Here is a 24,071-nt window from a genome sequence, read left to right on the forward strand (position 1 = left end):
TTCATGGCTCAACTTCCTGCATCAATGCGTCGTAAAACACGACCTGCCATCAGCTCGATTCATGAGAAACCGCCTTCACAGAAACAAAAAATGGTGAATGCGGGTGGCTGGGCGTTGTTGATCATTGCTTTTATTGTATTGGCAATTGGTCTATATGGCTTATATAAAGTGATGACTGATGCAAAAGTCGCACAATTACAGGTGGTTGGGACTAATTCGGATATTGAAAATCAGCAGTTAGTGCAATATCTAAGTCCAATGATCAAAGATAACTATTTCACTTCCGATTTAGAACAAATTCGAGATCAGGCGTTAAAAGTGTCTTGGGTAGACCGTGTCGTGGTATCACGAGCTTGGCCGAATGGGATTCGTGTAAGAGTTATGCCGCGTCACGCAATTGCGCGTTGGGGAACAGGGCGTTTGCTCAGTGATAATGGTGATGTCTTTAGTGAAGCTGTATTAAAAGTACATCCAAACTTGCCACTTTTACATGGGCCGGTCAGCCAATCCAAAATGATGATGCGTCGCTATAATGAAATTAATCAACTGTTTCATCCAGCGAATTTAAGATTAAAAGAATTGTATTTAACCGAGCGAATGACGTGGTTTATGCAGTTTGATTCAGGTCTACGGATTATTGTTGATCAAGATCAAACCATGAACAAGCTTCAACGCTTAAGCCATTTGGCACAAACGGATCTCAAACCTGTATGGTCGAAAATCTCAGCAATTGATTTGCGTTATCGGAATGGCTTGGCTATTCAATGGAAAAACGCAATCCCGCCAAAGATTGTCAACGGTCAGTTAGTTGTAACGATTGATGACACAAGCCTTGCAGGGGCAATTCAGGCAAAGCCATAATACGTGGCTTGAAAATAACAGGCAGTTTGCCCGTACTAAACAACAAAAGATATGGTAATGAAGTAATGAGTGAAGCTGTTTCCTCAGTTGTTGCGATTGATATTGGGACGCATAAAGTCTCAGTTTTGATTGGTAAGGTCCATGCACCGGATAAGATCCAAGTGATTGGCATGGCAACTGCTCGCAACCGAGGCATGGTTAAAGGCAAAATTGTGAGCTTGGATAAGGTGATTGCTGCGATTAAAAATGCAGTCTCTGAAGCCGAAGATATGGCGGAGTGTCGTATCCATAGCGCATGGGTGTCAATTCCAAGTACTGAATTGCAAAGTTTTTACGCATCAGGCCGTACACCAGTAGCTAATCATGATCATATTATTACGACAAATGAAGTGGTTAGAGCATTAGAGTTAGCCAAAGCGAGCCATGTATCGCCAGATTATTATTTTGCAAGTGCTGTTCCATTAGGCTTCGAGTTGGGCGATTCGGCTGAATGGGTGCAGAACCCAGTCAATATGTCGGCTCATAGCATGACTGGGCATTATCAATTGATGATGATGCCGATTAATACCATGCAAAACCTTGATCGTGCCATGAAAGGTGCGAATATCGGGGTAGAGAAAATGGTGGTATCTAGTTTAGCTACGGCTGAAGCTAGTTTGCTCAAAGATGAAAAAGAATATGGCGTATGCTTAGTTGATATTGGTGCAGGGATTACCAATATCGCAGTATATTTAGATGGTCGTTTAGCATTAGTACGTACCTTGCAACGTGGTGGTGAAAATGTGACCCGCGATATTGCAGCGGTTTTACAAACGACCACTGAAGAAGCTGAACGTATTAAAATTTTACATGGTTGTGTTGATCTCAGTGTAGTGAAACCTGACCATATGATTCAAGTGCAAGCGATTGATGGACAGCAGACCATTAGTCGTATTGAGCTTGCAGAAATTATTATTGCGCGTTATGAAGAAATCTTTACATTAATTCGTGAAGAGTTAGAGCATAGTGGGGCAATATATGGTTTATATCATGGTGTAGTACTCACAGGTGATGCTTGTCAAATTGAAGGTATGGTGAATTTGGCACGTCGTATGCTTGGAGTATCTGCACATTTAGGTAATCCACCTTTACAGGTCTACGCTGAAGACCAACATCTTGCTGCATTACGTCGTTCGATGTATGCGACAGCGTCAGGATTATTGATGTTTAGCCAAAGTGATTTGCAGGATGCAGTAGAAGAACCAGAAGAATCGAATGATCGAAGTTTTATGGATCGAGTGACCAATGGTTGGAATGCATTAAATAGCAAATTAAAAGCCATATTTTAAGTTGTACGTATTTTGGGGAAAATTTGTTAGGAAGTTGTAATAGTGAGCCGTTGTACTTGACAAGCTAGCTATTATTGAACAGCATCTTAACATCGGTTGTTTTAAAAATCAGGGCAGTAACGGGCTGAAGTGACTGCCATTTTATATATTAGGAAATCTAAAGGTCATGACCTCATTTGAATTGGTAGAAGATGAACTAGACGATGGCAACGGTCAAGCCCGTTTCACAGTATTTGGTGTCGGTGGTGGTGGTGGGAATGCCGTCCAACATATGGTGCAATCAGATATCCAAGGTGTAAAATTTATTTGTGCCAATACTGATAAACAGGCACTCGATAGCATGAATGCGCCTTTTAAAATTCAGATTGGTGAACAAAGTACCCGTGGTTTAGGTTGTGGTGGTAAACCAGAGATGGGGCAAATTTCTGGTGAAGAGAGTCGTGAAGTGATTCGCCAGCACCTTGAAGGCACAGATATGGTCTTTGTCACTGCGGGTATGGGTGGTGGTACTGGTACAGGTGCCGCTCCAGTGGTTGCAGAGGTCGCCAAAGAAATGGGCATCTTGACCGTGGGTGTGGTAACGACCCCGTTCAATTTTGAAGGTCGCCGCCGCCAAAAGTTAGCAGAAAAAGGTATTGAAGCTTTAGAAGAGCATGTTGATTCATTGATTATTATTCCAAACCAACGCTTACTCAGCGTTTATGGTGATATTTCAATGAAAGATGCTTATAAAAAGGCAGATGATGTATTACTTAATGCGGTACGGAGTATTTTTGATCTTGTAGTGAACCATGGTCATATGAATCTCGACTTCGCTGATCTGAAAACAGCTATGAGTACTCGCGGTTACGCAATGATGGGATCGGGTACAGGACGTGGTGAAGATCGTGCTCGTCAGGCGGCTGAACAGGCTATCCGTAGCCCGTTGCTTGATAATGTGAATCTCACTAATGCAAAAGGTGCATTGGTGAATATCACAGGTGGCGAAGATATTACTGGACGCGAAATTGACATTATTTCAGAAGTAGTCAACCAGATTGTTGATTTGGATGAAGGTGAAATTTTCTATGGTACGGTATTTGACCCAGATTCGCGTGATGAGCTGCGTGTGACTGTAATTGCAACAGGTTTGACACGTAATGCCAATGATACCGAACCCAAAAAACGTACAGTAACTCATACGCCAACAACAATCGCTAAAACCCAACAACCTGTAGATGAAGATGATGTTCCGGCGATCAGTAAACGTGCAAATGTAGACGCACCTGCTACAGCAGCGCCAAGTTCTACACCACGTTCATCGCCAATGAGTATTCAAGACTATCTGAAAAATCAGCAGCGTAAATAATAAAATCATATGTTTAGAGAAAGGGGGTAAGTAATTGCTCCCTTTTTTATTTTTTTAAAATGGCAAAATATGCTAAGTTATATCGGTTTTTGCAAATGAAGTTGTCATGGTATGGTGAAACAACGTACTCTCAAGCGTGTGGTGAAAGCGAGCGGTATTGGTCTGCATAGTGGTCAAAAGGTGCTGATTAATTTTGTTCCTCACCATATTGATGGAGGTATTATCTTTCGCCGTATTGACCTCAATCCTCCTGTAGAAATTCCTGCGAATGCTTTACTCATTCAAGAAGCATTTATGTGTTCCAATCTTGTGCGAGAAGATATAAAAGTCGGTACGATTGAGCATGTGATGAGTGCTATAGCGGGATTAGGCATTGATAATTTAATCATCGAGGTCTCTGCTTCTGAAGTACCTATTATGGATGGCAGTGCAGGTCCATTTATCTATTTACTCATGCAAGGTGAGTTAGCAGAGCAAGATGCACCAAAGAAATTTATTAGAATTCTAAAACCTGTTGAAGCACTTATTGAAGATAAGCGTGCTATTTTCACCCCGCATTCAGGTTTTCAACTCAATTTTACGATTGATTTTGATCATCCCGCATTTGCTAAAGAATACCAATCCGTGTCGATTGATTTTTCAACGGAAACTTTTGTATACGAAGTCAGTGAAGCGCGAACTTTTGGCTTTATGAAAGATCTTGATTATTTAAAGGCGAATAATCTGGCTTTAGGGGCGAGTTTAGAGAACGCGATTGGTGTTGATGATACAGGTGTGGTCAATGAAGAGGGATTACGCTTTGCTGATGAGTTCGTGCGTCATAAGATTTTAGATGCTGTTGGTGATTTATATTTATTGGGTCATCAGGTAATTGCTAAGTTTGATGGCTATAAATCAGGGCATGCACTCAATAATCAGCTGTTACGCAATGTTCAAAATGATCCGAGCAGTTATGAAATTGTAACATTTAATAACGATAATGATTGTCCAATTTCTTATGTGAGTGTGATATAAGTCATTGTCTTTTATTGGTTATGTTATATTATAACAATAAAAGTTGAGATTTAGTTCACATAAAATAAGTGTATATTTCAATACTTAAGATAAGTAGTTTACTTTTTATTGCTTGCCAAACGTAGTAAAGCTTGGCTAAGCTTAGGGTCGCTCACATATTCAGCGGCGCTGCGTAACTGCTCTTGGGTTTCTGAAGAAAGTGTTTTAGATGGGGGAGAAGGTTCACGAGGAACATTCATTTTGTTTCTTAGGCGAACTTGGATTTTTCGTAAGTCTTTGAGTCCTTCTAATTGAGCTAACTGCGCAACATAGTTGCTTTGTAAATAGCTGAGTTGACTAATCATCGCTTGATTTTCACCAGTTATGATCAGAACGCCATGTTGATAACAAACAACCTGCCATTGCTCTGGTTGGGGCAGTATAGGTTGAATAATTTTCGTAAGTTGTTTCCATTGGTTCACTTGCGCTGTTAGAAACGTTAGGTTTCCAGTTTTTATGTGTTGTCCTTTCTGTTGAAAAACGTTGTTAGGTTCAGACATGTGAACTTCCTCGGAGGTTGTGTGTCCATCTTAAGCGTTCAGTTCGACTCTGATCAAGGAAGAGATGATCAAGGAACTTTTTAAGGACGGTTTCAAGAGGTTTTTTATGCATCATACGCGTCGTATTTTACTCGCATTTTCATTGGCTGCGTCAGCTGCTTCAGTTGCTTTTGCAGACTACCAGAATATCACCCAGACAACAGCAGATGACCGTCTGGAACAGTTGTCACAAACGCTGGCACAGGGTTCATATACACATCCAGATGATCTGGATCTGCCAGCCATTTCGAACGTGTCTGTTAAACTACGTGAAAAAACCATTGAACTGAACAACGCCACCATTGAAAAGAAATATGGTCGTTCAGCAATCTCCTCTCAGGACAATGCACCGACATTCTCTGCAAACACAGGTTATTCGTGGATGGTGAGCCATCCATTACAGGAAGGACGTGTGAGTTCCTCTTGGGGAACCCGAACCTTACTGGGTTCAACCCGTCATCATTCAGGCGTTGATTTAGCGGCACCATCAGGTACACCTATTTATTCAACAGGTTCTGGTGTTGTAACCAAATCAGGTTGGGGGTCAGGTTATGGTCAATATGTTGAAATCGATCATGGCAACGGTTATATCACTCGTTATGCTCACGCTTCACGCTTAATGGTGAATGCGGGTGATCGCGTTAGTGCAGGCGAACATATTGCCAATGTAGGCTGTACTGGACGTTGTACAGGACCACATTTGCATTTTGAAGTTGTCAAAAATGGTCAACGTAAAAATCCAACAACTTATCTTGCCATGTTGCCTTAAGTTAATTTGTTAACAGTTGTATATTAAATTTAAAAAGAAAGCGCCTTAATTGGCGTTTTTTTATGTTTTTTGTTTCATTTGAGTCAATGACTATTTAGCAAGAAAATATTAAGGGAATTTGTATTCATTTGGGGCGATACCTCCATAGCACCAAAACATGATAAATATATAAGGTCAAAATAACTTAAGGGAAAAGGTGAATTGTATGGCGTTTTATGGCGACTCAGACGCGCAGGAAACCCAGGAATGGCAAGAAGCATTTGATTCAGTATTACAACATATGGGCACGGAACGCGCCGCATTCTTATTAGAAAAACTTTATCAACAGGCTATTGCAAAACATGTTCCGATCCAACGCTTAAATACACCTTATCTCAATACGATTTCTGTTGAAGAACAACCAGCGATGCCAGGCGACCAAGATATGGAGCGTCGTATTCGTGCTTTGATTCGTTGGAATGCCTTGGCGATGGTATTACGTGCCAATAAAACAGGCGATGATCTTGGTGGTCACCTTGCGAGTTTCGCATCGTCTGCAACCTTATATGATGTTGGTTTTAATCATTTCTTCCGCGCAAATAGCGATAACTTTGGCGGAGATATGATTTATTACCAAGGACACTGTGCCCCTGGTATTTACGCACGTTCATTTTTGGAAGGGCGTTTAACTGAAGATCAATTGAATAATTTCCGCCGTGAAGTGGGTGGTAATGGTCTTCCGAGTTATCCACATCCGTATTTAATGCCGGACTATTGGCAATTCCCAACTGTATCCATGGGTTTGGGTCCAATTATGTCGATTTACCAAGCACACATTCAAAAGTACTTGATGAATCGTGGTTTAATCAAAGAAGAAAATCGTAAAGTCTGGGCATATCTGGGCGATGGTGAGATGGATGAGCCAGAAAGTACGGGTGCAATTTCACTTGCTGGTCGTGAAAAGCTGGATAACCTGATTTGGGTGGTGAACTGTAACTTACAGCGTCTCGATGGTCCTGTACGTGGTAACGGTAAAATTATTCAAGAATTAGAATCTTTATTCCGTGGTGCGGGATGGCGTGTCATTAAAGTGGTGTGGGGCCGTCATTGGGACCCACTACTGGCTAAAGACAGCACTGGTGCTTTAAAAGCGGTTATGGAAGAAACACTGGATGGCGAATACCAACGCTTACAAGTGAAGGGCGGTGCATATGCACGCGAAAAATTCTTTGGTAAATACCCAGAAGCGGCTGAGTTGATTAAAGACTTAAGCGATGAAGATATTGATAATCTAAATCGTGGTGGTCATGACCCGTACAAAGTTTTTGCAGCCTATGCAGAAGCATGTACAGCCAAAGGTCAACCAACTGTAATCTTAGCGAAAACTGTTAAAGGTTATGGTTTGTCTGATGAAATTGAAGCAGTAAACAAAACGCATCAAATCAAAAAGATGCAAATCGAATCTTTAAAATATGTACGTGATCGCTTCAATTTGCCATTTAACGATGAGCAATTAGAAGAAGTACCTTTCTATCGTCCAAGCGAAAACTCGCCTGAATTGAAATATATGAAGGCACGTCGTGAAGCACTAGGTGGTTATTTGCCTGCACGTCGCAAAGAAAGTGAAACTTTAGCGATTCCTGAATTATCAGTATTTGATGCTGTATTAAATGGCTCTGGCGGTAAAGAGCAATCGACCACGATGCTGATGGTTCGTTTAATTGCTGCATTATTGAAAGAAAAAGCAATTAAAGACCGTGTCGTTCCAATCGTTCCAGACGAAGCACGTACTTTCGGTTTAGAAGGGATGTTCCGTCAGCTCGGTATTTATGCTGCGCATGGTCAAAAATATACGCCTGAAGATCAAGAACAGTTGATGCATTATCGTGAAGCAAGTGACGGTCACATGCTGCAAGAGGGGATTAACGAAGCAGGTGCGATGAGTGCGTGGGCTGCATTGGCAACCAGTTATTCAACCAATAACTTGCCGATGATTCCAATGTACATGTACTACTCAATGTTTGGTTTCCAACGTATTGGGGATATTGCATGGGCTGCGGGTGATGCGCAGGCACAAGGTTTCTTACTTGGTGCGACTGCTGGCCGTACCACATTGAATGGTGAAGGTTTACAGCACCAAGATGGTCATTCACATATCTTGGCGAACACCATTCCAAACTGTGTATCTTATGATCCATGTTTTGGTTATGAATTGGCTGTGATCGTACACGATGGTTTACAACGCATGTATGTGAACCAAGAGCGAGTGTTCTATTATTTAACCGTAATGAACGAAAACTACGAGCATCCTGCAATGCCAGAAGGCGCTGAGGAAGGCATTAAACGTGGTATGTACTTGTTCGAAAAAGATGAAAAAGCAACAGTTCAATTACTGGGTTCAGGCGTCATTCTTCGTGAGGTGATCAAAGCTGCGAAAATCTTACGTGATGAATACCAAATCCATTCAAACGTTTGGAGTGTAACCAGCTTCAATGAGTTGTCACGTGATGGGATGGCATGTGAAGAATATAACCGCTTACACCCGCTTGCTGAAGAAGTGAAAGAATCTTGGGTATCTAAACAGTTACGTGGTACTGAAGGTATTGTTGTTTCTGCGACAGACCATATGCGTGCGTACAGTGAACAAATCCGTGCATATTTACCAGATGGTCGTCCATTTGTTGCATTAGGTACAGATGGTTATGGTCGTTCAGATACTCGTGCTAACTTACGTAGTTTCTTTGGTGTTGATGCTGCACATATCGTGGTTGCGACTTTGAAAAAACTAGCGGACGAAGGCGAAGTAGATGCACGTTTAGTGAAAGATGCAATTTCTAATTTTGAATTAGATACGGATCGTCCAGTGGCATGGGCGCCACAAGCGCATCCAGAAGTCCAGGCAGTTGCTGAATACAATGAAACACAAACAGGTGAGGGGAAATAATTATGCAAATCCAAGCACCTGATATTGGCGTAGATAAAGCACTTGTTGCAGAAATCTTGGTCAAAGTCGGCGATCATGTTGCAGTGGACGATAGCCTTCTGGTTTTAGAGTCAGATAAAGCAACGGTAGAAGTACCAAGCACTGCGGCAGGGATCATTAAAAGTATTCTGGTTCAACAGGGCGATGAAGTGACTGAAGGCATCGCATTGATTGAGTTAGAGTCTGAGTCTGCCGCTGAAGCACCTGCAAACGATGCACCGAAGTCAGAAGCGCCAAAAGCAGAAGTAAAACCTGTCGAAGCTGAAACAAAAGCACAACCAGTTGCTGCTCCAACAGAGACAGCAAGCCAGATTGTGGATGTAAAAGTTCCCGATATTGGTGTGGAAAAAGCGCTGGTTGCAGAAGTATTGGTCAAAGTGGGTGATCAGATTGAACCTGAACAAAGTATTGTGGTGGTTGAATCGGACAAAGCGACTGTAGAAGTCCCAAGCTCGGTTGCGGGGATTGTGGAAGCGATCCAGATTAAAGAAGGCGATAGCATTAAGGAAGGTGTGGTCTTGATTCAGGTCAAGACTGCAAGTTTGGCTGCTGCACCAGAACCACAAGCAACTCCAACTCAAACAGAAGCGCCAGTCGCAACGATTGAGGTACCAGTTGCAACGAATACCTCAACGGGTCATGTTGAAATTGAAATACCTGATCTAGGTGTAGAAAAAGCTCTTGTTTCAGAAATTCTGGTCAATGTTGGTGATCGTGTTGAAGCTCAACAAAGCCTATGCGTGGTTGAATCAGATAAGGCATCGGTTGAAGTACCAAGCTCGGTTGCAGGGATTGTGAAAGCAATCCATGTGTCTGCGAATCAAGAAGTTCGTCAAGGCATGGTATTAGCAACGATTGAAGTGAGTGGCTCGACCGCTGCACCAACAGCAGCGCCAAAAGCTCAATCAGCCGCTACGCCTGCGACTCAAGCAGTACCAGCAAAACCACAGGCGGCAGCGACAGCAGCCCCAAGTGCGCCTGCACAAGCTGAGAAACTGACCAAAGCGCAAGAAGCTGACAATGCCAAGGTCTATGCGGGTCCAGCCGTGCGTAAACTGGCACGTGAGTTAGGTGTTGTTCTTGGGCAGGTCAAAGCATCAGGTGAGCACGGTCGTGTGATGAAGGACGATGTCTTTGCTTATGTGAAAACACGTCTGACCGCACCACAATCGACTGCTGCTACGCAAGCCGCTCCAGTGGCTTCAGGCTTGCCGAAGTTACCAGACTTTAGTTCATTTGGTGGCGGTGAAGTGAAAGCGATGACGCGTTTACAGCAAGTGTCTGTGCCACAGCTGTCATTGAATAACTTTATTCCGCAAGTGACGCAGTTTGATTTGGCGGATATTACCGAGCTTGAAGCATGGCGTGCCGAACTGAAAGATGGCTTTAAAAAACAAGGCTTGAGCTTAACCATCTTGGCCTTTATTGCCAAAGCGGTTGCGCACTTGTTAAAAGAAGAGCCGTATTTTGCGGGGCATTTGGCTGATGATCAGAAGTCAGTATTATTGCGTAACGAAATTCATATGGGTATTGCGGTTGCAACCCCAGATGGTTTAACAGTGCCTGTATTACGCAATCCTGATCAAAAATCAATTAAGCAAATTGCAGCAGAATTGGCTGAACTCAGCCAAAAAGCCCGTGATCGTAAATTGTCACCGAAAGATCTACAAGGTGCCAATTTTACCATTACTAGCTTAGGCAGTATTGGTGGTACTGCATTTACGCCGTTGGTCAATTGGCCGCAAGTCGCGATTTTAGGTATATCTCCTGCAACCATGCAACCTGTGTGGAATGGTAAAGACTTTGATCCGCGCTTAATGTTGCCGTTGTCATTGTCTTATGACCACCGTGTGATTAATGGTGCTGACGCAGCACGTTTTACCAATAAGTTGACCAAGCTTTTAAAAGATATTCGTAGCCTATTGCTCTAGTACTTTTTAACGATGGAAACCTCGCATATGCGAGGTTTTCTATTTTATAGCATTAAAAAATCGACTTTATTTGTGCAAGCTTTTGTCTAAAATTAATATAGTTGAAAGAAGTATTTATTCGGAATAAGGAGCAAGGATGTTAATCATTTATCGAGTTGTATTACCGATATTACTGATTATTTTTGTATTAATGGGCTTGTGGGTCAATTTTCTACATTTTGCATCAGATTGGGTGATGTATATCGTCATGGGTTTGGAAGTGTTAGCTGCAACAATTGTGGTTAGCATGGAGTATCAAGCTCAAAATGTTGGCGGTGCAAGTGGTTGGGGGATTTTTGGTTTTTTTGGCTTGAGTGTGAATTTAGCTTTGTTATTGGGGATTGCCCGTTTGCTAATTTGGGGTTACCAAAAATTTTGGGCATAGTGATTTAAAAAATTTAAAGAGTTTGATAAACTAATATCACTTCATTGGGGAGTAGCCGCTCTTTACGCAAAGTAAAGAGGTGATGGTCAACATAATTGTTCCACAGAACATGGTCATCATAGCAAAGAACCAAGAACAGCTGTTTAGCTGTGCTTTTGTTGGCAAGACCTTTGATTTACCACTCTGCATCAATCTACTTGATTTTGGCTAGCAGGAGGGGTAGGTCATCGGTATATTTTGCTAGCCAGAGTATTCAACTATGTATGAATTCCTCATCTCCACATCAATTGTTGCCCTTGCTGAAATGGGCGATAAAACACAATTGCTGGCATTATTACTCGCGGCACGTTTCCGTAAACCCGTTCCGATTTTAATTGCAATTTTACTGGCTACCACGATTAATCATGGTATCTCTGCGGTATTAGGTCAATGGATTACGACTGTCCTAAGTCCTGAAATTCTATTATGGATTTTGGCACTTGGTTTTATTGGTATGGCGATTTGGATGCTCATTCCTGATGAATTAGGGGATGAAACTGAAAGTATTAATAAATGGCAAAAATTCGGCGTATTTGGTGCAACTTTTATTCTATTTTTCTTGGCTGAAATTGGTGATAAAACCCAAATTGCTACAGTTGCTTTAGCTGCACGTTTTGACAGTATTTTTTGGGTGATGTGTGGTACAACGCTTGGCATGATGTTGGCGAATGCGCCAGCAGTATTTATCGGCGATAAGTTAGCTGATAAGTTACCAATTTCACTTATTCATAAAATTGGTGCTGCGATTTTCTTAGTCGTTGGTATTTCAACCTTGGTACAGCATTATTTCTTCTAATTAAATTTAAATCGCAAAAAAGATCCATCATTTATGCATGGATCTTTTTTTATAAATTATGATAAAAGTACAATATTTGATTGAAACAATAATAAAATCCCATTATTTTATTAAGGAATTAAAATATTTTATATTTAAAGAATTTTTATGGGGTTGATATGAGTTTTGAGCGGACTACATCGCAAATACTATTTGATAATGGTACGCATAAATGCATTAGTTTTACCAGTTTGGTCAAGGGCGAAGGCATTCAAGCCAATCAATTTTTAATTATTGATCACGATCGTGCAGCGGTTCTAGATCCAGGTGGTGATCTCACCTATGTTCCTTTAACCATGGAGTTAAACCGCTATACCAAATTGAAAAATTTGGATTATGTGATGGCATCCCATCAAGACCCCGATATTATTACTTCGATGCCACGTTGGTTAGTTTATACCGATGCGAAAGTAGTGGCATCTAAATTATGGGCACGCTTTTTACCGCATTTAAACTCAGCATTTATGAGTGATCGAATGAAAGGGAATTGGGAAGAGCGCTTAATTGAGCTTGCCGATACTGGACAAGTGATTCCTTTAGGTGAATCAGCAATCGTAGCGATTCCTGCTCACTTTTTGCATTCGGTGGGCAACTTCCAGTTTTATGATCCAGTCGCCAAAATTCTTTTTTCAGGGGATATGGGTGCCTCAATTGTTGATGATGCCAGCCAGCCGATTGCCGATTTTGAAGCTCACATCAAGAAGATGAAAGGCTTCCACCAGCGTTATATGTGTTCCAACAAGGTCATCCGTTTATGGGTGAATATGGTTCGCCAGATGGACCTCGACATGATTGTGCCGCAGCATGGCACCGCATTTGTTGGAAAAGAGATGATCAACCAGTTTCTGGACTGGATTGAGGGTCTGGAATGTGGCGTAGATTTAATGAATGAGTATGTGTTTAGTTGTCCTACCTAAGTGAATTCATAATATTTTTTCTATAAATCTATTGTGTTCATCAACAACTTTTCTTAGGATTCAAGTTACAAAAAATTAATTTGATAACGAGAATTTTAAGAAAAATGTTGTCTCAAGTTGCAAGCTCAGATGCATGCGTGAGTTGTGGTGCATGCTGTGCAAATTATCGTGTTTCTTTTTATTGGGCTGAGGCAGAACGGATGCCTGCAAACATGGTCGAACCGCTCACAGCCGTTTATTCTTGTATGAAAGGTACCAACCAAGCTCAAGTCAAATGTATCGCATTACAAGGAGAAGTAGGACAGCAAGTCAGTTGTTCGATCTACGCCATTCGAAGCTCAACGTGTAAAGAGGTTCAGATTGCGGATGATCATTGTAATAAAGCACGACTTGCGCACAATCTCATCCCATTGATTAATATTGAACAACAAGATTCAGAAAATAATGAGAATTATGATCAAGTTTGTTAACTGTATCGATGTTGCTTAAATGACATAAGGCGTCGTAGTGAAGCGTTTCTACGCGCTTATCAAATTATTTTCATCATAGAAAATGAAAATCACATCGAAATTTGTTTATAATAGCTCACGGAAATTACCAGTGAGATTGTTATGCTGACCATCGTTCAAGAAGCGTTAACCTTCGATGATGTCTTATTACTTCCTGCCTACTCAACTGTTCTCCCAAAAGATGTCTCCTTAAAGACACGTTTAACTCGCGGAATTCAACTGAATATCCCTCTCGTTTCTGCTGCAATGGATACGGTGACTGAGTCTCGTATGGCGATTGCAATGGCGCAAAATGGTGGTATTGGTATTTTGCATAAAAACATGGATATCGCTGCACAAGCTGCGGAAGTACGCCGTGTAAAAAAATTCGAAGCTGGAATGGTGAAAGACCCAATCACAGTAACGCCTGAAACGACAGTACGTGAACTTATTGCAATTACCCAAGCGAATAATATTAGTGGTGTACCTGTTGTAAAAGATGGCAAAGTTGTGGGTATTGTCACAGGTCGTGATACTCGTTTTGAAACCAATCTTGAACAACCAGTAAGCAATATCATGACAGGTCAAGACCGTTTAGTGACTGTTCGTGAAGGTGAGTCGAAAGAAAATATTCAAGCATTGCTACAAAAGCATCGTATTGAAAAAGTTCTAGTTGTTGGTGAACACAATGAACTCAAAGGTTTAATTACAGTCACTGACTTCCGTAAAGCGGAAAGCTATCCAAGCAGCTGTAAAGATGACCTTGGTCGTTTACGTGTGGGTGCTGCGGTCGGTACAGGTGTAGAAACACCAAGCCGTGTGGAAGCATTAGTCGATGCGGGTGTAGATGTAATTGTCGTAGATACGGCACATGGTCACTCAGCGGGTGTAATTGAACGTGTACGTTGGGTAAAAACAAATTATCCACAAGTTCAAGTGATTGGTGGAAACATTGCAACAGGTGATGCAGCTTTAGCATTGTTAGATGCAGGTGCAGATGCCGTTAAAGTGGGTATTGGCCCTGGTTCGATCTGTACGACACGTATTGTGGCAGGTATTGGTATGCCGCAGATTTCGGCAATTGATAGTGTTGCCAATGCACTAAAAGATCAAATTCCATTGATCGCAGATGGCGGTATTCGTTTCTCTGGCGATATGGCAAAAGCGATTGGCGCAGGTGCGAGCACGATCATGGTCGGTTCACTCCTTGCTGGTACTGAAGAAGCGCCAGGTGAAGTTGAATTTTTCCAAGGTCGTTACTATAAAGCGTATCGTGGTATGGGTTCATTGGGTGCAATGGCGGGAGCAACAGGTTCTGCTGACCGTTATTTCCAAGACTCTAAAGCGGGTGCTGAAAAGTTGGTCCCAGAAGGCATCGAAGGTCGTGTTCCATATAAAGGTCCAATGGGCAATATCATCCATCAAATGATGGGTGGTTTACGTTCTTCTATGGGCTATACAGGTTCATCTGTGATTGAAGATCTTCGTCAAAATGCAAAATTTGTGAAAATTACTTCGGCAGGCATGTCTGAATCACATGTTCATGATGTGACGATTACTAAAGAAGCACCAAACTATCGTGTAGGTTGATCTTTAGTAATTTTGGCAATAAAAAAACCGTCAGTCCACTGACGGTTTTTTTGTTTTGGTGTAAAGTAAAACAGATGAAAAATGATATGACGATACGTCATATAAAGATAAGAAAGCGAGTAAAGAATGAGCTATTTTGGAACTGATGGAATTCGTGGCAAATTTGGACAAATGCCGATTACCCCTGAATTTGCATTAAAATTAGGATTTGCAGCAGGAAAAGTATTAAAAAGAAATAGTCCTAAAAACAAACCAATTGTGGTTATGGGTAAAGATACGCGTTTATCAGGTTATATTCTAGAAGCAGCTCTCCAAGCAGGTTTAAACGCAGCAGGTGTATATGTGCATTTGTTGGGACCATTACCAACGCCTGCTATAGCGCATTTAACACGTGCTTTGCATGCACATGCAGGTATTGTGATTTCAGCATCACATAACCCTTACTTTGATAATGGGATTAAATTTTTCTCAGGTGAAGGTAAAAAACTCCCAGATGCCTTACAAAATGAGATCAATCAAGAATTAGAAAAAGATTTAGTGATTGATGATACGGCGAATCTAGGTAAAAGTGTTCGTGTAAAAGATGCAAATGGCCGATACATCGAATTCTGTAAATCAACATTTCCATACCACTTCGATCTTAGTAATCTCAAAATTGTAGTGGATTGTGCTAATGGCGCAGCATATAGCGTTGGTCCTTCAGTTTTTAGAGAGCTAGGTGCAAAAGTAATCCCGCTTTTTAATGAACCAGATGGCTTAAATATCAATGAAAATTGTGGATCAACCCATCCTGAATTTCTACAAAAGGCTGTAGTTGATCACCAAGCCGATTTAGGTATTGCGTTTGATGGTGATGCAGATCGTGTCGTGATGGTGGATAAAAATGGTCAGCTGGTAGATGGTGATCATATTCTGTATATCCTTGCTACTCAGGCCAAAAATAAACCAGCAGGTATTGTTGGAACAGTCATGAGTAATATGGCACTTGAGTTAGCATTACAAAAAGCGGATGTCGGTTTTGTACGCGCAAAAGTCGGTGATCGCTATGTATTACAGGCATTAGAAGAAAATGGTTGGGTCACAGGTGGTGAACCTTCAGGTCATATCTTAACATTGGATAAGAGCACCACAGGCGATGCGATTATTGCTGCCTTACAAGTGCTCACGGTGATGGTTGAGCAAGAGAAAGCATTACATGAATTAGTTGCAGACTTTGAATTATTTCCACAGGTGTTAATCAATGTTCGTTTACAGCATATGATTGATCCATATGCTGTTCCTGCTCTTGTTGCTGAATTTGAAAAAGCTGAACAACAATTGACTGGGCGTGGACGTATTTTGATTCGTAAATCAGGTACTGAACCTGTGATTCGAGTTATGGTAGAAGGAGATCAACAGCAGGAAGTGGATGCCATCGCAAATCATTTAGCCGATGCAGTCAGAGCTCATGCTCAAGCTGCTTAAAGGAGAGTAATAATGAATGATGTCATTAAAGACCTGAGTGAACTTCGTTTAAGTTATGAACAAGGTGAGTTACACGAATCCCAGATCAGTGTAAATCCCCATGAGCAATTCTTGAGTTGGTTCAATCATGCACTCACTGCTCAATTACATGAACCGTATGCGATGTCTTTGGCGACAGCAAATACTCAAGGTCGCCCACACGTCCGAACCGTTTTGTTACGTGGTGCAACAGAAGCTGGTTATGATTTTTACACCAATTATGATAGTCAGAAAGGATTAGACCTTGCGGAAAATCCTTATGCTGAACTTTTATTTTACTGGCCGAGTTTAGAACGTCAGGTACGTATCGGTGGTCAGGTTTCCAGGATTTCAGAACAGGAATCGACGGATTATTACCATAAGCGTCCACGTGACAGTCAGATTGCAGCACATATTAGTACGCCACAAAGTGGTGTCATTGAAAGCCGTGAGTTATTACAACAGCGTTTTCAAAACTTACAAAACCAAGTACATGGAGCGGAGTTGGATAAACCCGAATTTTGGGGTGGTTATCGCTTAGATGCAGATTATTATGAATTCTGGCAAGGACGACCAAACCGTTTACATGACCGTTTGAGTTATGAAAAACAAAATGGACTTTGGATTATTCAACGCTTGATGCCATAAACGACCATGATTCAAATTCAACCAAGACCATTTTTGACACGCCCTGAACAATTTCAGGGCGTGCCTACGTTTATTGCTGAAATATTGGCACGACGTGGCGTTCAGTCTGAACAGGAACTTGAGCTTAAACTCAAGCATCTGCTTCCACCCAGTCTCAAGGGGTTGGACACGGCGGTTGAACTGATCGATCAGGCGATTGATCAGCAGCAAAAGATTGTCATTATTGGCGATTATGATGCCGATGGTGCGACCAGTACTGCATTGATGATCTTAGTTCTTAAAGAAATGGGGGCGAACGTTGAATATTTAGTGCCTGATCGCTTTAAGTATGGTTATGGCTTAACCCCTAAAATTGCTGAATTGGCAAAGCAAAGCTATCAACCAGATCTTTTGATTACTGTAGATAATGGAATCTCCAGTCATGCAGGGGTGGGGACTGCTCAAGCTTTAGGTATGCAGGTCATCATTACCGATCATCATTTGACCACCAAACCAACTCCATCCGCAGAGGCGGTGGTGAATCCTAACCAGTTGGGCTGTGACTTTCCAAGCAAAGCATTGGCTGGGGTTGGGGTGGCATTTTATGTGCTGGCAAAGTTGTCATCGCATCGCGCTCAGCAGGGAAAAAGTAGCAGTAAGGTCACGCAATATCTGGATTTGGTTGCATTGGGAACTTATGCTGATGTTGCATCGCTTGATTATAATAACCGTATTTTAGTGGATGCTGGCTTAAAAAGAATTCAGCAATATCAATGTCGTGCAGGAATTTTAGCGTTATTGGATATCGCAAAACGAGACGCTGCAAGTTTACGCGCTCAAGATTTAGGTTTCGTGATCGGCCCTCGAATTAATGCGGCTGGTCGTATGGAGAGCATGCGAATAGGTATTGAGTGTTTATTGGCTCCAGATCTAGAAACAGCCTATCCAATTGCACAGCAGCTCAATCAACTGAATGTAGAACGTCGTCAAGTTGAAGCTGAGATGAAACAGCAAGCGATCAGTGCATTACAGCATGTACAGCTACAAGCAGATTCTTTACCTGCCGCATTGGTGATGTTTGATGAACAGTGGCATCAAGGGGTAATAGGGATTGTAGCTGGGCGTCTAAAGGAACAGTTTCACCGACCAAGTTTAGTATTTGCTCCTGATGAAGATGGGATACATATTAAAGGCTCTGCACGTTCGATTGAAGGTATTCATATTCGCGACAGCATTGAACAGGTGGCGGAACAATACCCCCATTTGGTCAGTCATTTTGGTGGGCACGCAGCAGCAGCAGGTTTGACCTTAAAAAAAGATAATTTTGATGAATTTAAAACAGTTTTTATTCAATCAATTGCTGAAATGGATGAAAATTTATTCCAAGCGACTCTATGGACAGATGGTAAGTTAACTGATGCTAGTTTACATCTTGAAACGCTAGACTGGATTGATCGGCTAGGTCCTTGGGGACAAAAATTTCCAATTCCCCAATTTGAGGGAAGATTTAAAGTGATGGATTATCGCTGGCTTAAAGATCAGCATTTAAAACTGAAAGTATCTTTAGGACAGCAAATTATCGATGCAATCGCTTTTAATGCGGCAGACCGTTTTGAGTTCAATCCGATGCTGGGTCATGTTGATCTCGTTTATACATTGGAACGTAACGTTTTTAATGGCAATACGAGTCTGCAATTACAAATTGTGCATTTATCTCAATAAGAGTCCGCATCATTAACGGTCCTATACTTTACATTTAAAGCAAAAATGCCCTGTAAATATTTACAGGGCATCTGTTTTTATCTCTTTTTTAGAGATCAGTTATGCGTTAGAAGCGGTATGCAGCACGTACGCCATATATATTGGCTTCATCAGCAAAACCGATAGAACCTTCTAGGCTCACTTGTTGATTGAGGAACTTTTTCGCACGGATATCAAAAACGTCGTCATCAACGCCATCTGCATCACTACCTGTGTAACCAACACCAACACTGAATGTTTTGTCTAGGTACAAGTCACCGCCAAGACCATAGAAATTGTCATCACCAAAACGAGCGTTCGCTTCAAGGTTGATGTCATATTGGCCTACTTGAGTAACGTATTTTGCACGTAGGGTCGGATCAACTTCATTATCACCGCCATCCACGTCTTCACCTGCTAAACCAGCAGCAATTAAAAAGCCAGTCACAGGCAAGTAACCAACTTCTGCGGCATAAGTGGTTGCATCGCCAGCATCAGTATCAACTAAGCCAACACGACCATTTAAATAAAAATCTGAGTTTGGAACAAAGTACTCAACACCGACATTAAAAGTCGTAACATCAACATCATCAAAATCTGTATTACTTAGGTCGGCATTGATATTGCTAGCACGATCTAAAAATGCAGCTTCATTTAATGGTGAATTGCGAACTTGTACTGGTTTGAAATAATAGGCACCATCAACAGCGAAAGTGTTTGCTGAATCACCATTATCAATATCAGTATATGCATAGGTGCCGCCTACTTCAGCTTGGTATGCGTGCGCAGTGCCTGTGATTGCCAATGCAGATAACAGTGCAGATGTAATTGCTAATTTTTTCATGGTTAACCCCTTTTTGAGATAATATACCAATTTATAAGTGATTACATTTTTTGTTACATTTTCAGTTTAGTAGAAAAAAACCGCGAGTCAATCTTGAGAACGTAACCAAACTGTAGCAATGTTGTTTTTTTGTAAGTTATTGGACGTATCTATTTGATATTTATTGTTTAATATAAATGTGAGCTTTTGTTAAAACGGCTAGATAAATTGTTTATCTAGATGGCTTTGGTGTGTTTTTTGCGAATTTTTATTAGCAAATGTGTCTAACAGAAATCAAGTTGAAGGGCATTTTTGCCTTATATTCTCACAAAAAAAGACACGGCTGTGTCCTGAAAATAGTTATGTTAAAATATGAGATTGAGTGAAAAATATTGTGAGAAAATACGCGTGGAAATTAATCCGTACTTAGTCCAATTGAAAGATTTATCTGATCGTAGCCAGACACTACGGGGGTATCTTTGACTACGATCTAAAGGCTGAGCGTTTAGAAGAAGTATTGAGAGAACTAGAAGACCCAACGATTTGGAATGATCAGAGTCGTGCGCAAGCGATTGCGAAAGAAAAGGGCAGTTTGGAAAATACTTTAGGTGTGTTTGATCGTCTTGCAGAGCAGCTAGATGATGCTAAAGCGATGCTTGATTTGGCTGTAGAAGCCGATGATGAAACTTTACTAGAAGATGTTCAGGCTGAACTTGATAGTGCTGAACAGGCTTTAGGTAACTTAGAATTCCGCCGCATGTTTAGTAATCCAATGGATCCAAATCCATGTTTCCTTGAAATCCAATCAGGTTCTGGTGGTACGGAAGCACAAGACTGGGCATCGATGTTACTGCGGATGTATCTGCGTTGGATCGAACGTCATGGCTTTAAAGCTGAATTGATGGAAGTGTCTGATGGTGACGTGGCAGGCATTAAATCCGCAACCATCCGTGTCGATGGCGAGTTTGCTTATGGCTGGTTACGTACCGAAAGTGGCGTACACCGTTTAGTACGTAAGTCACCATTTGACAGTAATAACAACCGTCATACCTCATTCTCTGCGGTATTTATCTCACCTGAGATTGATGACAATATCGAAATTGATATTAATCCATCGGATGTCCGTACCGATACTTATCGTGCTTCGGGTGCGGGTGGTCAGCACATTAACAAAACCGATTCGGCAGTTCGTCTCACTCACGCACCAACAGGTATCGTGGTGGCATGTCAGAACCAACGTTCACAGCATGCGAACCGTGACCATGCATGGAAGCAATTACGTGCCAAACTCTATGAGTTAGAGATGAGCAAACGTAATGAAGCAGCTCAAGCATTGGAAGACTCGAAGTCAGATATTGGTTGGGGCAGTCAGATTCGTTCTTATGTCCTAGATGATTCACGTATTAAAGATTTGCGTACTGGTATTGAAAATTCAAATACTAAAGCAGTCTTAGATGGTGATTTGGATAAGTTCATTGAAGCAAGTTTAAAGCAAGGTCTATAAATCTCTTCCCTCTCCCTAATCTTCTCCTGTCAGGAGAGGGAATACTCGAATTTAAAGTGTGAGAAAAAGTCTCCTATTCCTGAGCGGATGGAGACTTTATTCAATGAAAACAAGTATATCAAAGTGGCTTGGTTCAGCATTGTTTAGTTAATCGAAAAAATAGGATATTAATATCGAAAAAAACAGATATTAATATTTAAAAAATACGATATACTGGGTTTAGGTGCTGAACAGAGTTTTGCCGCTTGATCAACATGGTGAGTCTATGGATATTGACATTATTAGCAAAGCCTTAGCCAATCCATTACGCCGACAGATTTTGCAGTGGCTAAAAGAGCCTGAGCAATTTTTACCGGTGCAGGAATGTGGTGGCAGTTTTGAACGAGGCGTATGTGCAGGTCATATTGAACGTCTTGGCAAAGTTGCACAATCAACCATGTCAAATCATTTGTCTGTGTTACAGCAGGCAGGTTTGATTCAAGTTGAGAAATATGGGCAGTGGTCCTATTTCACCAGAAATGAAGCTTTGATTCAGCAATATATCGAACATTTAAAACAAACACTTTAACTGAATAAGTGTAAATTGAGGCGATCATGGCTGAACTAAATTCTGCGTTACAAGTGGGTGATTTTACGATTAAAAACCGTTTGGTTTTATCACCTTTGACGAGAGCTCGTAGTGGTGTTGAGCGTATTCCAAACGATTTAATGGTGGAATACTATCAACAACGTGCCAATGCGGGCTTAATTATCACTGAAGCGACGGTGATTAGTCCGAAAGCTGCTGGCTATGCCAATACGCCAGGCTTATGGTCACAAGAACAAGCTCAGGCGTGGAACAAAATTGTTGAAGCAGTGCATGCGCAAGGTTCAAAGATTGTGGTTCAGCTATGGCATGTCGGTCGTATTTCACATCCTGACTTATTAGATGGTGATATTCCAGTTGCACCAAGTGCGATTCAACCTGCGGGTGAAGTGAGTTTACTGCGTCCAAAACGTCCTTTCGTTACACCTCGTGCTTTATCGCATGAAGAAATCCAAGAAATCGTCGCACAATATAAACATGCGGCTGAGTTAGCGAAAGCAGCAGGTTTTGATGGTGTTGAGTTGCATGCAGCCAATGGTTACCTGATCGATCAGTTCCTGCAAAGTAGCACCAATATTCGTGATGATGAGTATGGTGGTTCAATTGAAAACCGCGCGCGCTTGTTGTTGCAAATTGTGGATGCCTTTATTGAGGTATGGGGTGCAGGTCGGGTGGGTGTGCATTTGGCACCGCGTGGTGATTCACATGACATGGGTGATGATAATCCACTCGCAACTTTTGGTTATGTGGTTGAACAACTTGATCAGCGCAATGTGGCCTTTATCTTTACCCGTGAATATGAAGCGGAAGATAGTTTACAGCCGCAACTCCGCCCTAAATTCAAAGGGGTGTGGATTGCTAACGAGAAATTAACACCAGCATCAGCAAAACAGATTTTAGAAACTAAGCAAGCAGATGCTGTGGCTTTTGGATTAGCTTATATTGCCAATCCAGATCTATTAGAACGTTTGGAACATGATTTGCCTTTAAATCAGGTTCAATTTGAAACTTTATATGGTGTAGGTGCAGAAGGTTATACCGATTATCCTACCTTTGAATAGTTGGAAGCCTAAGCAACCTGTGCTGGATAAAAATAATCTGGACTGAACTCAGATGAAAGATCAAGCGGACCATTAGCTGCTTGATTTTTTTACTTTTAAGACTTACTTTGCTGTACTGCCTGTTCACTTCGATTCTTATAAAAATCCAGAATCACATTGGAAAAATCATGCACCATCAATTGTGCAATCTGATTGGCATAAAAATTGACTTCGGTGCTAATTCGATAATCAATTTTTAGTGTGAGCTTAGTTTGCTGATCATTGATTGGTGTCAATTCAAACGAGGTATATCGAAGATCAAAATATTTCCCTCCAATGCTGACATGATCATCTAGCGCGCCTTGAGGAATGGAGGTTGGGGAGAAACGATAGGTCCAACTGAGATATTGATTAGGTTTGGATTGTTGAATAATTTCCTCAAAATGAATATTTTTTTGCCAAGTTGAATATCGGATCAATCCTTCATTCGTCGGTTTAGTCAACCCCGAAACAGGATAAGGCACACCAATGCTGTATAACACGCTCGGTTTAAATTCATGTGGTTGAATATTGTCGGCATGATTGAGTTGTTGCCAAATGACCTTGGCAGGAGCATTGATCAGAATACTGCGATTAACATGATCATAATGCAGTTGGGTTTTCTCAGGGATAGGCAGCAGAATAAATGGTAATAATACGAGGCTATAAATGCCCTTATTCGGTTTCCATATTTTGTAACACAGCCCTTTCATGAATAAAGCGCCAATCAGCATACCGCCCAATAAAATCGGGGTCATAATTACAACGCAAATAGCACCTTCATGTAGTACAACAATCGAGAACAATAAGAGCAAAACGAGGAAAATAATAATCACTTTAAAACTTTGTATAAATGAAACAGCCTTTCGGTAATTCTGGATATATACAATCAGTGCACCAATAATAAAGGGAACCACAAGTAAAAAACTGGCTTTCATTAATGCGCCTAAGTGACTGGCTAGAAGCGTCCATAAGCAGCACAGTAACGCTAGAATTAAAAAAGGGAGAATAATTTTAAATGGATGACGGGGTAGATATTCTTGTGTTGTTTCATCAGAAGGTTGTTTTATTTGTTTGAACCAATCAGGTTGCATTGTTTTTCTCAAAATGGATTATTCTTTGTTCTAAGATATCATTTTTCTTTAT

21 protein-coding genes and 1 riboswitch are annotated in these 24,071 nt (G+C 41.3%); of the genes, 18 read left to right on the forward strand and 3 right to left on the reverse strand.

Translation table 11 applies throughout. The annotated features are described in order from the left end of the window. Positions 1-3 precede the first annotated feature (3 nt). The 4 genes from CDG59_RS03265 to lpxC all read left to right on the forward strand — a co-directional run bounded on the left by CDG59_RS03265 (position 4) and on the right by lpxC (position 4,551). Positions 4-861, forward strand: coding sequence for a cell division protein FtsQ/DivIB (locus CDG59_RS03265; protein ID WP_087543586.1), 858 nt, complete (start codon positions 4-6; stop codon positions 859-861). 65 nt (positions 862-926) lie between these two features. Continuing rightward, on the forward strand, positions 927-2,189 hold the full coding sequence (gene ftsA, locus CDG59_RS03270; RefSeq protein ID WP_087543588.1) for a cell division protein FtsA: 1,263 nt from the start codon (positions 927-929) through the stop codon (positions 2,187-2,189). A gap of 166 nt (positions 2,190-2,355) precedes the next feature. Continuing rightward, positions 2,356-3,537 carry a cell division protein FtsZ gene (gene ftsZ, locus CDG59_RS03275; protein ID WP_005156855.1) on the forward strand — a complete coding sequence of 394 codons (1,182 nt, stop codon included), beginning with the start codon at positions 2,356-2,358 and terminating at the stop codon, positions 3,535-3,537. 111 nt (positions 3,538-3,648) lie between these two features. After that, complete coding sequence (gene lpxC, locus CDG59_RS03280; protein ID WP_005156853.1) at positions 3,649-4,551, forward strand: UDP-3-O-acyl-N-acetylglucosamine deacetylase; 903 nt, start codon at positions 3,649-3,651, stop codon at positions 4,549-4,551. Between the two features lie 98 nt (positions 4,552-4,649). On the opposite strand, the gene CDG59_RS03285 is transcribed toward lpxC, so the two are convergent. Beyond that, the gene (locus tag CDG59_RS03285; RefSeq protein WP_087543589.1) at positions 4,650-5,090 is read right to left on the reverse strand and encodes a DUF721 domain-containing protein; all 441 of its coding nucleotides are present in this window, start codon (positions 5,088-5,090) and stop codon (positions 4,650-4,652) included. Positions 5,091-5,196: 106 nt separating this feature from the next. On the opposite strand from CDG59_RS03285, the gene CDG59_RS03290 reads away from it, so the two are divergent. The 11 genes from CDG59_RS03290 to recJ all read left to right on the forward strand — a co-directional run bounded on the left by CDG59_RS03290 (position 5,197) and on the right by recJ (position 18,915). Continuing rightward, the gene (locus tag CDG59_RS03290) at positions 5,197-5,898 is read left to right on the forward strand and encodes a M23 family metallopeptidase (RefSeq protein WP_087543591.1); all 702 of its coding nucleotides are present in this window, start codon (positions 5,197-5,199) and stop codon (positions 5,896-5,898) included. A gap of 205 nt (positions 5,899-6,103) precedes the next feature. Next, positions 6,104-8,821, forward strand: a complete 2,718-nt coding sequence (gene aceE, locus CDG59_RS03295; RefSeq protein ID WP_087543592.1) for a pyruvate dehydrogenase (acetyl-transferring), homodimeric type — start codon at positions 6,104-6,106, stop codon at positions 8,819-8,821. Positions 8,822-8,823: 2 nt separating this feature from the next. Beyond that, a complete protein-coding gene (locus CDG59_RS03300) occupies positions 8,824-10,791 on the forward strand; it encodes a 2-oxo acid dehydrogenase subunit E2 (RefSeq protein WP_087543594.1) in 1,968 nt (655 codons plus the stop codon). 136 nt (positions 10,792-10,927) lie between these two features. After that, positions 10,928-11,215, forward strand: a complete 288-nt coding sequence (locus CDG59_RS03305; RefSeq protein WP_046739814.1) for a hypothetical protein — start codon at positions 10,928-10,930, stop codon at positions 11,213-11,215. A 34-nt stretch (positions 11,216-11,249) separates the two neighbouring features. Continuing rightward, positions 11,250-11,390: riboswitch (yybP-ykoY riboswitch) on the forward strand. Positions 11,391-11,474: 84 nt separating this feature from the next. Then, positions 11,475-12,050, forward strand: coding sequence for a TMEM165/GDT1 family protein (locus tag CDG59_RS03315; protein WP_087537048.1), 576 nt, complete (start codon positions 11,475-11,477; stop codon positions 12,048-12,050). A gap of 158 nt (positions 12,051-12,208) precedes the next feature. Then, a complete protein-coding gene (locus CDG59_RS03320; RefSeq protein ID WP_087537047.1) occupies positions 12,209-13,006 on the forward strand; it encodes an MBL fold metallo-hydrolase in 798 nt (265 codons plus the stop codon). 104 nt (positions 13,007-13,110) lie between these two features. Then, positions 13,111-13,476, forward strand: coding sequence for a YkgJ family cysteine cluster protein (locus CDG59_RS03325; RefSeq protein WP_004659898.1), 366 nt, complete (start codon positions 13,111-13,113; stop codon positions 13,474-13,476). A 141-nt stretch (positions 13,477-13,617) separates the two neighbouring features. Continuing rightward, complete coding sequence (guaB, locus tag CDG59_RS03330) at positions 13,618-15,084, forward strand: IMP dehydrogenase (protein ID WP_004659900.1); 1,467 nt, start codon at positions 13,618-13,620, stop codon at positions 15,082-15,084. Between the two features lie 126 nt (positions 15,085-15,210). Next, positions 15,211-16,548, forward strand: coding sequence for a phosphoglucosamine mutase (glmM, locus tag CDG59_RS03335; RefSeq protein WP_004678999.1), 1,338 nt, complete (start codon positions 15,211-15,213; stop codon positions 16,546-16,548). A 12-nt stretch (positions 16,549-16,560) separates the two neighbouring features. Further along, on the forward strand, positions 16,561-17,214 hold the full coding sequence (gene pdxH, locus CDG59_RS03340) for a pyridoxamine 5'-phosphate oxidase (protein ID WP_087543595.1): 654 nt from the start codon (positions 16,561-16,563) through the stop codon (positions 17,212-17,214). Between the two features lie 6 nt (positions 17,215-17,220). Further along, positions 17,221-18,915, forward strand: a complete 1,695-nt coding sequence (gene recJ / locus CDG59_RS03345) for a single-stranded-DNA-specific exonuclease RecJ (protein WP_087543597.1) — start codon at positions 17,221-17,223, stop codon at positions 18,913-18,915. Positions 18,916-19,021: 106 nt separating this feature from the next. Here recJ and CDG59_RS03350 read toward each other — a convergent pair whose 3' ends face one another. After that, on the reverse strand, positions 19,022-19,777 hold the full coding sequence (locus CDG59_RS03350; RefSeq protein ID WP_087543598.1) for a putative porin: 756 nt from the start codon (positions 19,775-19,777) through the stop codon (positions 19,022-19,024). Positions 19,778-20,164: 387 nt separating this feature from the next. On the opposite strand from CDG59_RS03350, the gene prfB reads away from it, so the two are divergent. From prfB to CDG59_RS03365, 3 genes are all read left to right on the forward strand, one after another. Next, a protein-coding gene (prfB, locus tag CDG59_RS03355) for a peptide chain release factor 2 (RefSeq protein WP_111313900.1) occupies positions 20,165-21,260 on the forward strand; the annotation gives its coding sequence in 2 pieces (ribosomal slippage) (positions 20,165-20,236 and positions 20,238-21,260; 1,095 coding nt in all). A gap of 265 nt (positions 21,261-21,525) precedes the next feature. Further along, the gene (locus CDG59_RS03360) at positions 21,526-21,828 is read left to right on the forward strand and encodes an ArsR/SmtB family transcription factor (protein ID WP_087543600.1); all 303 of its coding nucleotides are present in this window, start codon (positions 21,526-21,528) and stop codon (positions 21,826-21,828) included. A gap of 26 nt (positions 21,829-21,854) precedes the next feature. Beyond that, entirely contained in the window at positions 21,855-22,907 is a 1,053-nt protein-coding gene (locus tag CDG59_RS03365; RefSeq protein ID WP_087543601.1) for an alkene reductase, read from the forward strand. A 95-nt stretch (positions 22,908-23,002) separates the two neighbouring features. On the opposite strand, the gene CDG59_RS03370 is transcribed toward CDG59_RS03365, so the two are convergent. Next, positions 23,003-24,019, reverse strand: a complete 1,017-nt coding sequence (locus CDG59_RS03370; protein WP_087543603.1) for a hypothetical protein — start codon at positions 24,017-24,019, stop codon at positions 23,003-23,005. Positions 24,020-24,071: the final 52 nt, after the last annotated feature.

Source organism: Acinetobacter sp. WCHA29, from assembly GCF_002165335.1.
Classification (GTDB): Bacteria; Pseudomonadota; Gammaproteobacteria; order Pseudomonadales; family Moraxellaceae; genus Acinetobacter.

Bases quoted from the DNA above. Each gene is read 5' to 3' on its own strand.
- glmM (WP_004678999.1), top strand. From the start codon at position 15,211: ATGAGCTATTTTGGAACTGATGGAATTCGTGGCAAATTTGGACAAATG.
- recJ (WP_087543597.1), top strand. From the start codon at position 17,221: ATGATTCAAATTCAACCAAGACCATTTTTGACACGCCCTGAACAATTT.
- aceE (WP_087543592.1), top strand. From the start codon at position 6,104: ATGGCGTTTTATGGCGACTCAGACGCGCAGGAAACCCAGGAATGGCAA.
- CDG59_RS03320 (WP_087537047.1), top strand. From the start codon at position 12,209: ATGAGTTTTGAGCGGACTACATCGCAAATACTATTTGATAATGGTACG.
- CDG59_RS03315 (WP_087537048.1), top strand. From the start codon at position 11,475: ATGTATGAATTCCTCATCTCCACATCAATTGTTGCCCTTGCTGAAATG.
- CDG59_RS03350 (WP_087543598.1), bottom strand. From the start codon at position 19,777: ATGAAAAAATTAGCAATTACATCTGCACTGTTATCTGCATTGGCAATC.
- CDG59_RS03290 (WP_087543591.1), top strand. From the start codon at position 5,197: ATGCATCATACGCGTCGTATTTTACTCGCATTTTCATTGGCTGCGTCA.
- CDG59_RS03360 (WP_087543600.1), top strand. From the start codon at position 21,526: ATGGATATTGACATTATTAGCAAAGCCTTAGCCAATCCATTACGCCGA.
- CDG59_RS03265 (WP_087543586.1), top strand. From the start codon at position 4: ATGGCTCAACTTCCTGCATCAATGCGTCGTAAAACACGACCTGCCATC.
- CDG59_RS03370 (WP_087543603.1), bottom strand. From the start codon at position 24,019: ATGCAACCTGATTGGTTCAAACAAATAAAACAACCTTCTGATGAAACA.
- ftsZ (WP_005156855.1), top strand. From the start codon at position 2,356: ATGACCTCATTTGAATTGGTAGAAGATGAACTAGACGATGGCAACGGT.
- CDG59_RS03285 (WP_087543589.1), bottom strand. From the start codon at position 5,090: ATGTCTGAACCTAACAACGTTTTTCAACAGAAAGGACAACACATAAAA.
- CDG59_RS03365 (WP_087543601.1), top strand. From the start codon at position 21,855: ATGGCTGAACTAAATTCTGCGTTACAAGTGGGTGATTTTACGATTAAA.
- CDG59_RS03300 (WP_087543594.1), top strand. From the start codon at position 8,824: ATGCAAATCCAAGCACCTGATATTGGCGTAGATAAAGCACTTGTTGCA.
- CDG59_RS03325 (WP_004659898.1), top strand. From the start codon at position 13,111: ATGTTGTCTCAAGTTGCAAGCTCAGATGCATGCGTGAGTTGTGGTGCA.
- pdxH (WP_087543595.1), top strand. From the start codon at position 16,561: ATGAATGATGTCATTAAAGACCTGAGTGAACTTCGTTTAAGTTATGAA.
- guaB (WP_004659900.1), top strand. From the start codon at position 13,618: ATGCTGACCATCGTTCAAGAAGCGTTAACCTTCGATGATGTCTTATTA.
- ftsA (WP_087543588.1), top strand. From the start codon at position 927: ATGAGTGAAGCTGTTTCCTCAGTTGTTGCGATTGATATTGGGACGCAT.
- CDG59_RS03305 (WP_046739814.1), top strand. From the start codon at position 10,928: ATGTTAATCATTTATCGAGTTGTATTACCGATATTACTGATTATTTTT.
- lpxC (WP_005156853.1), top strand. From the start codon at position 3,649: ATGGTGAAACAACGTACTCTCAAGCGTGTGGTGAAAGCGAGCGGTATT.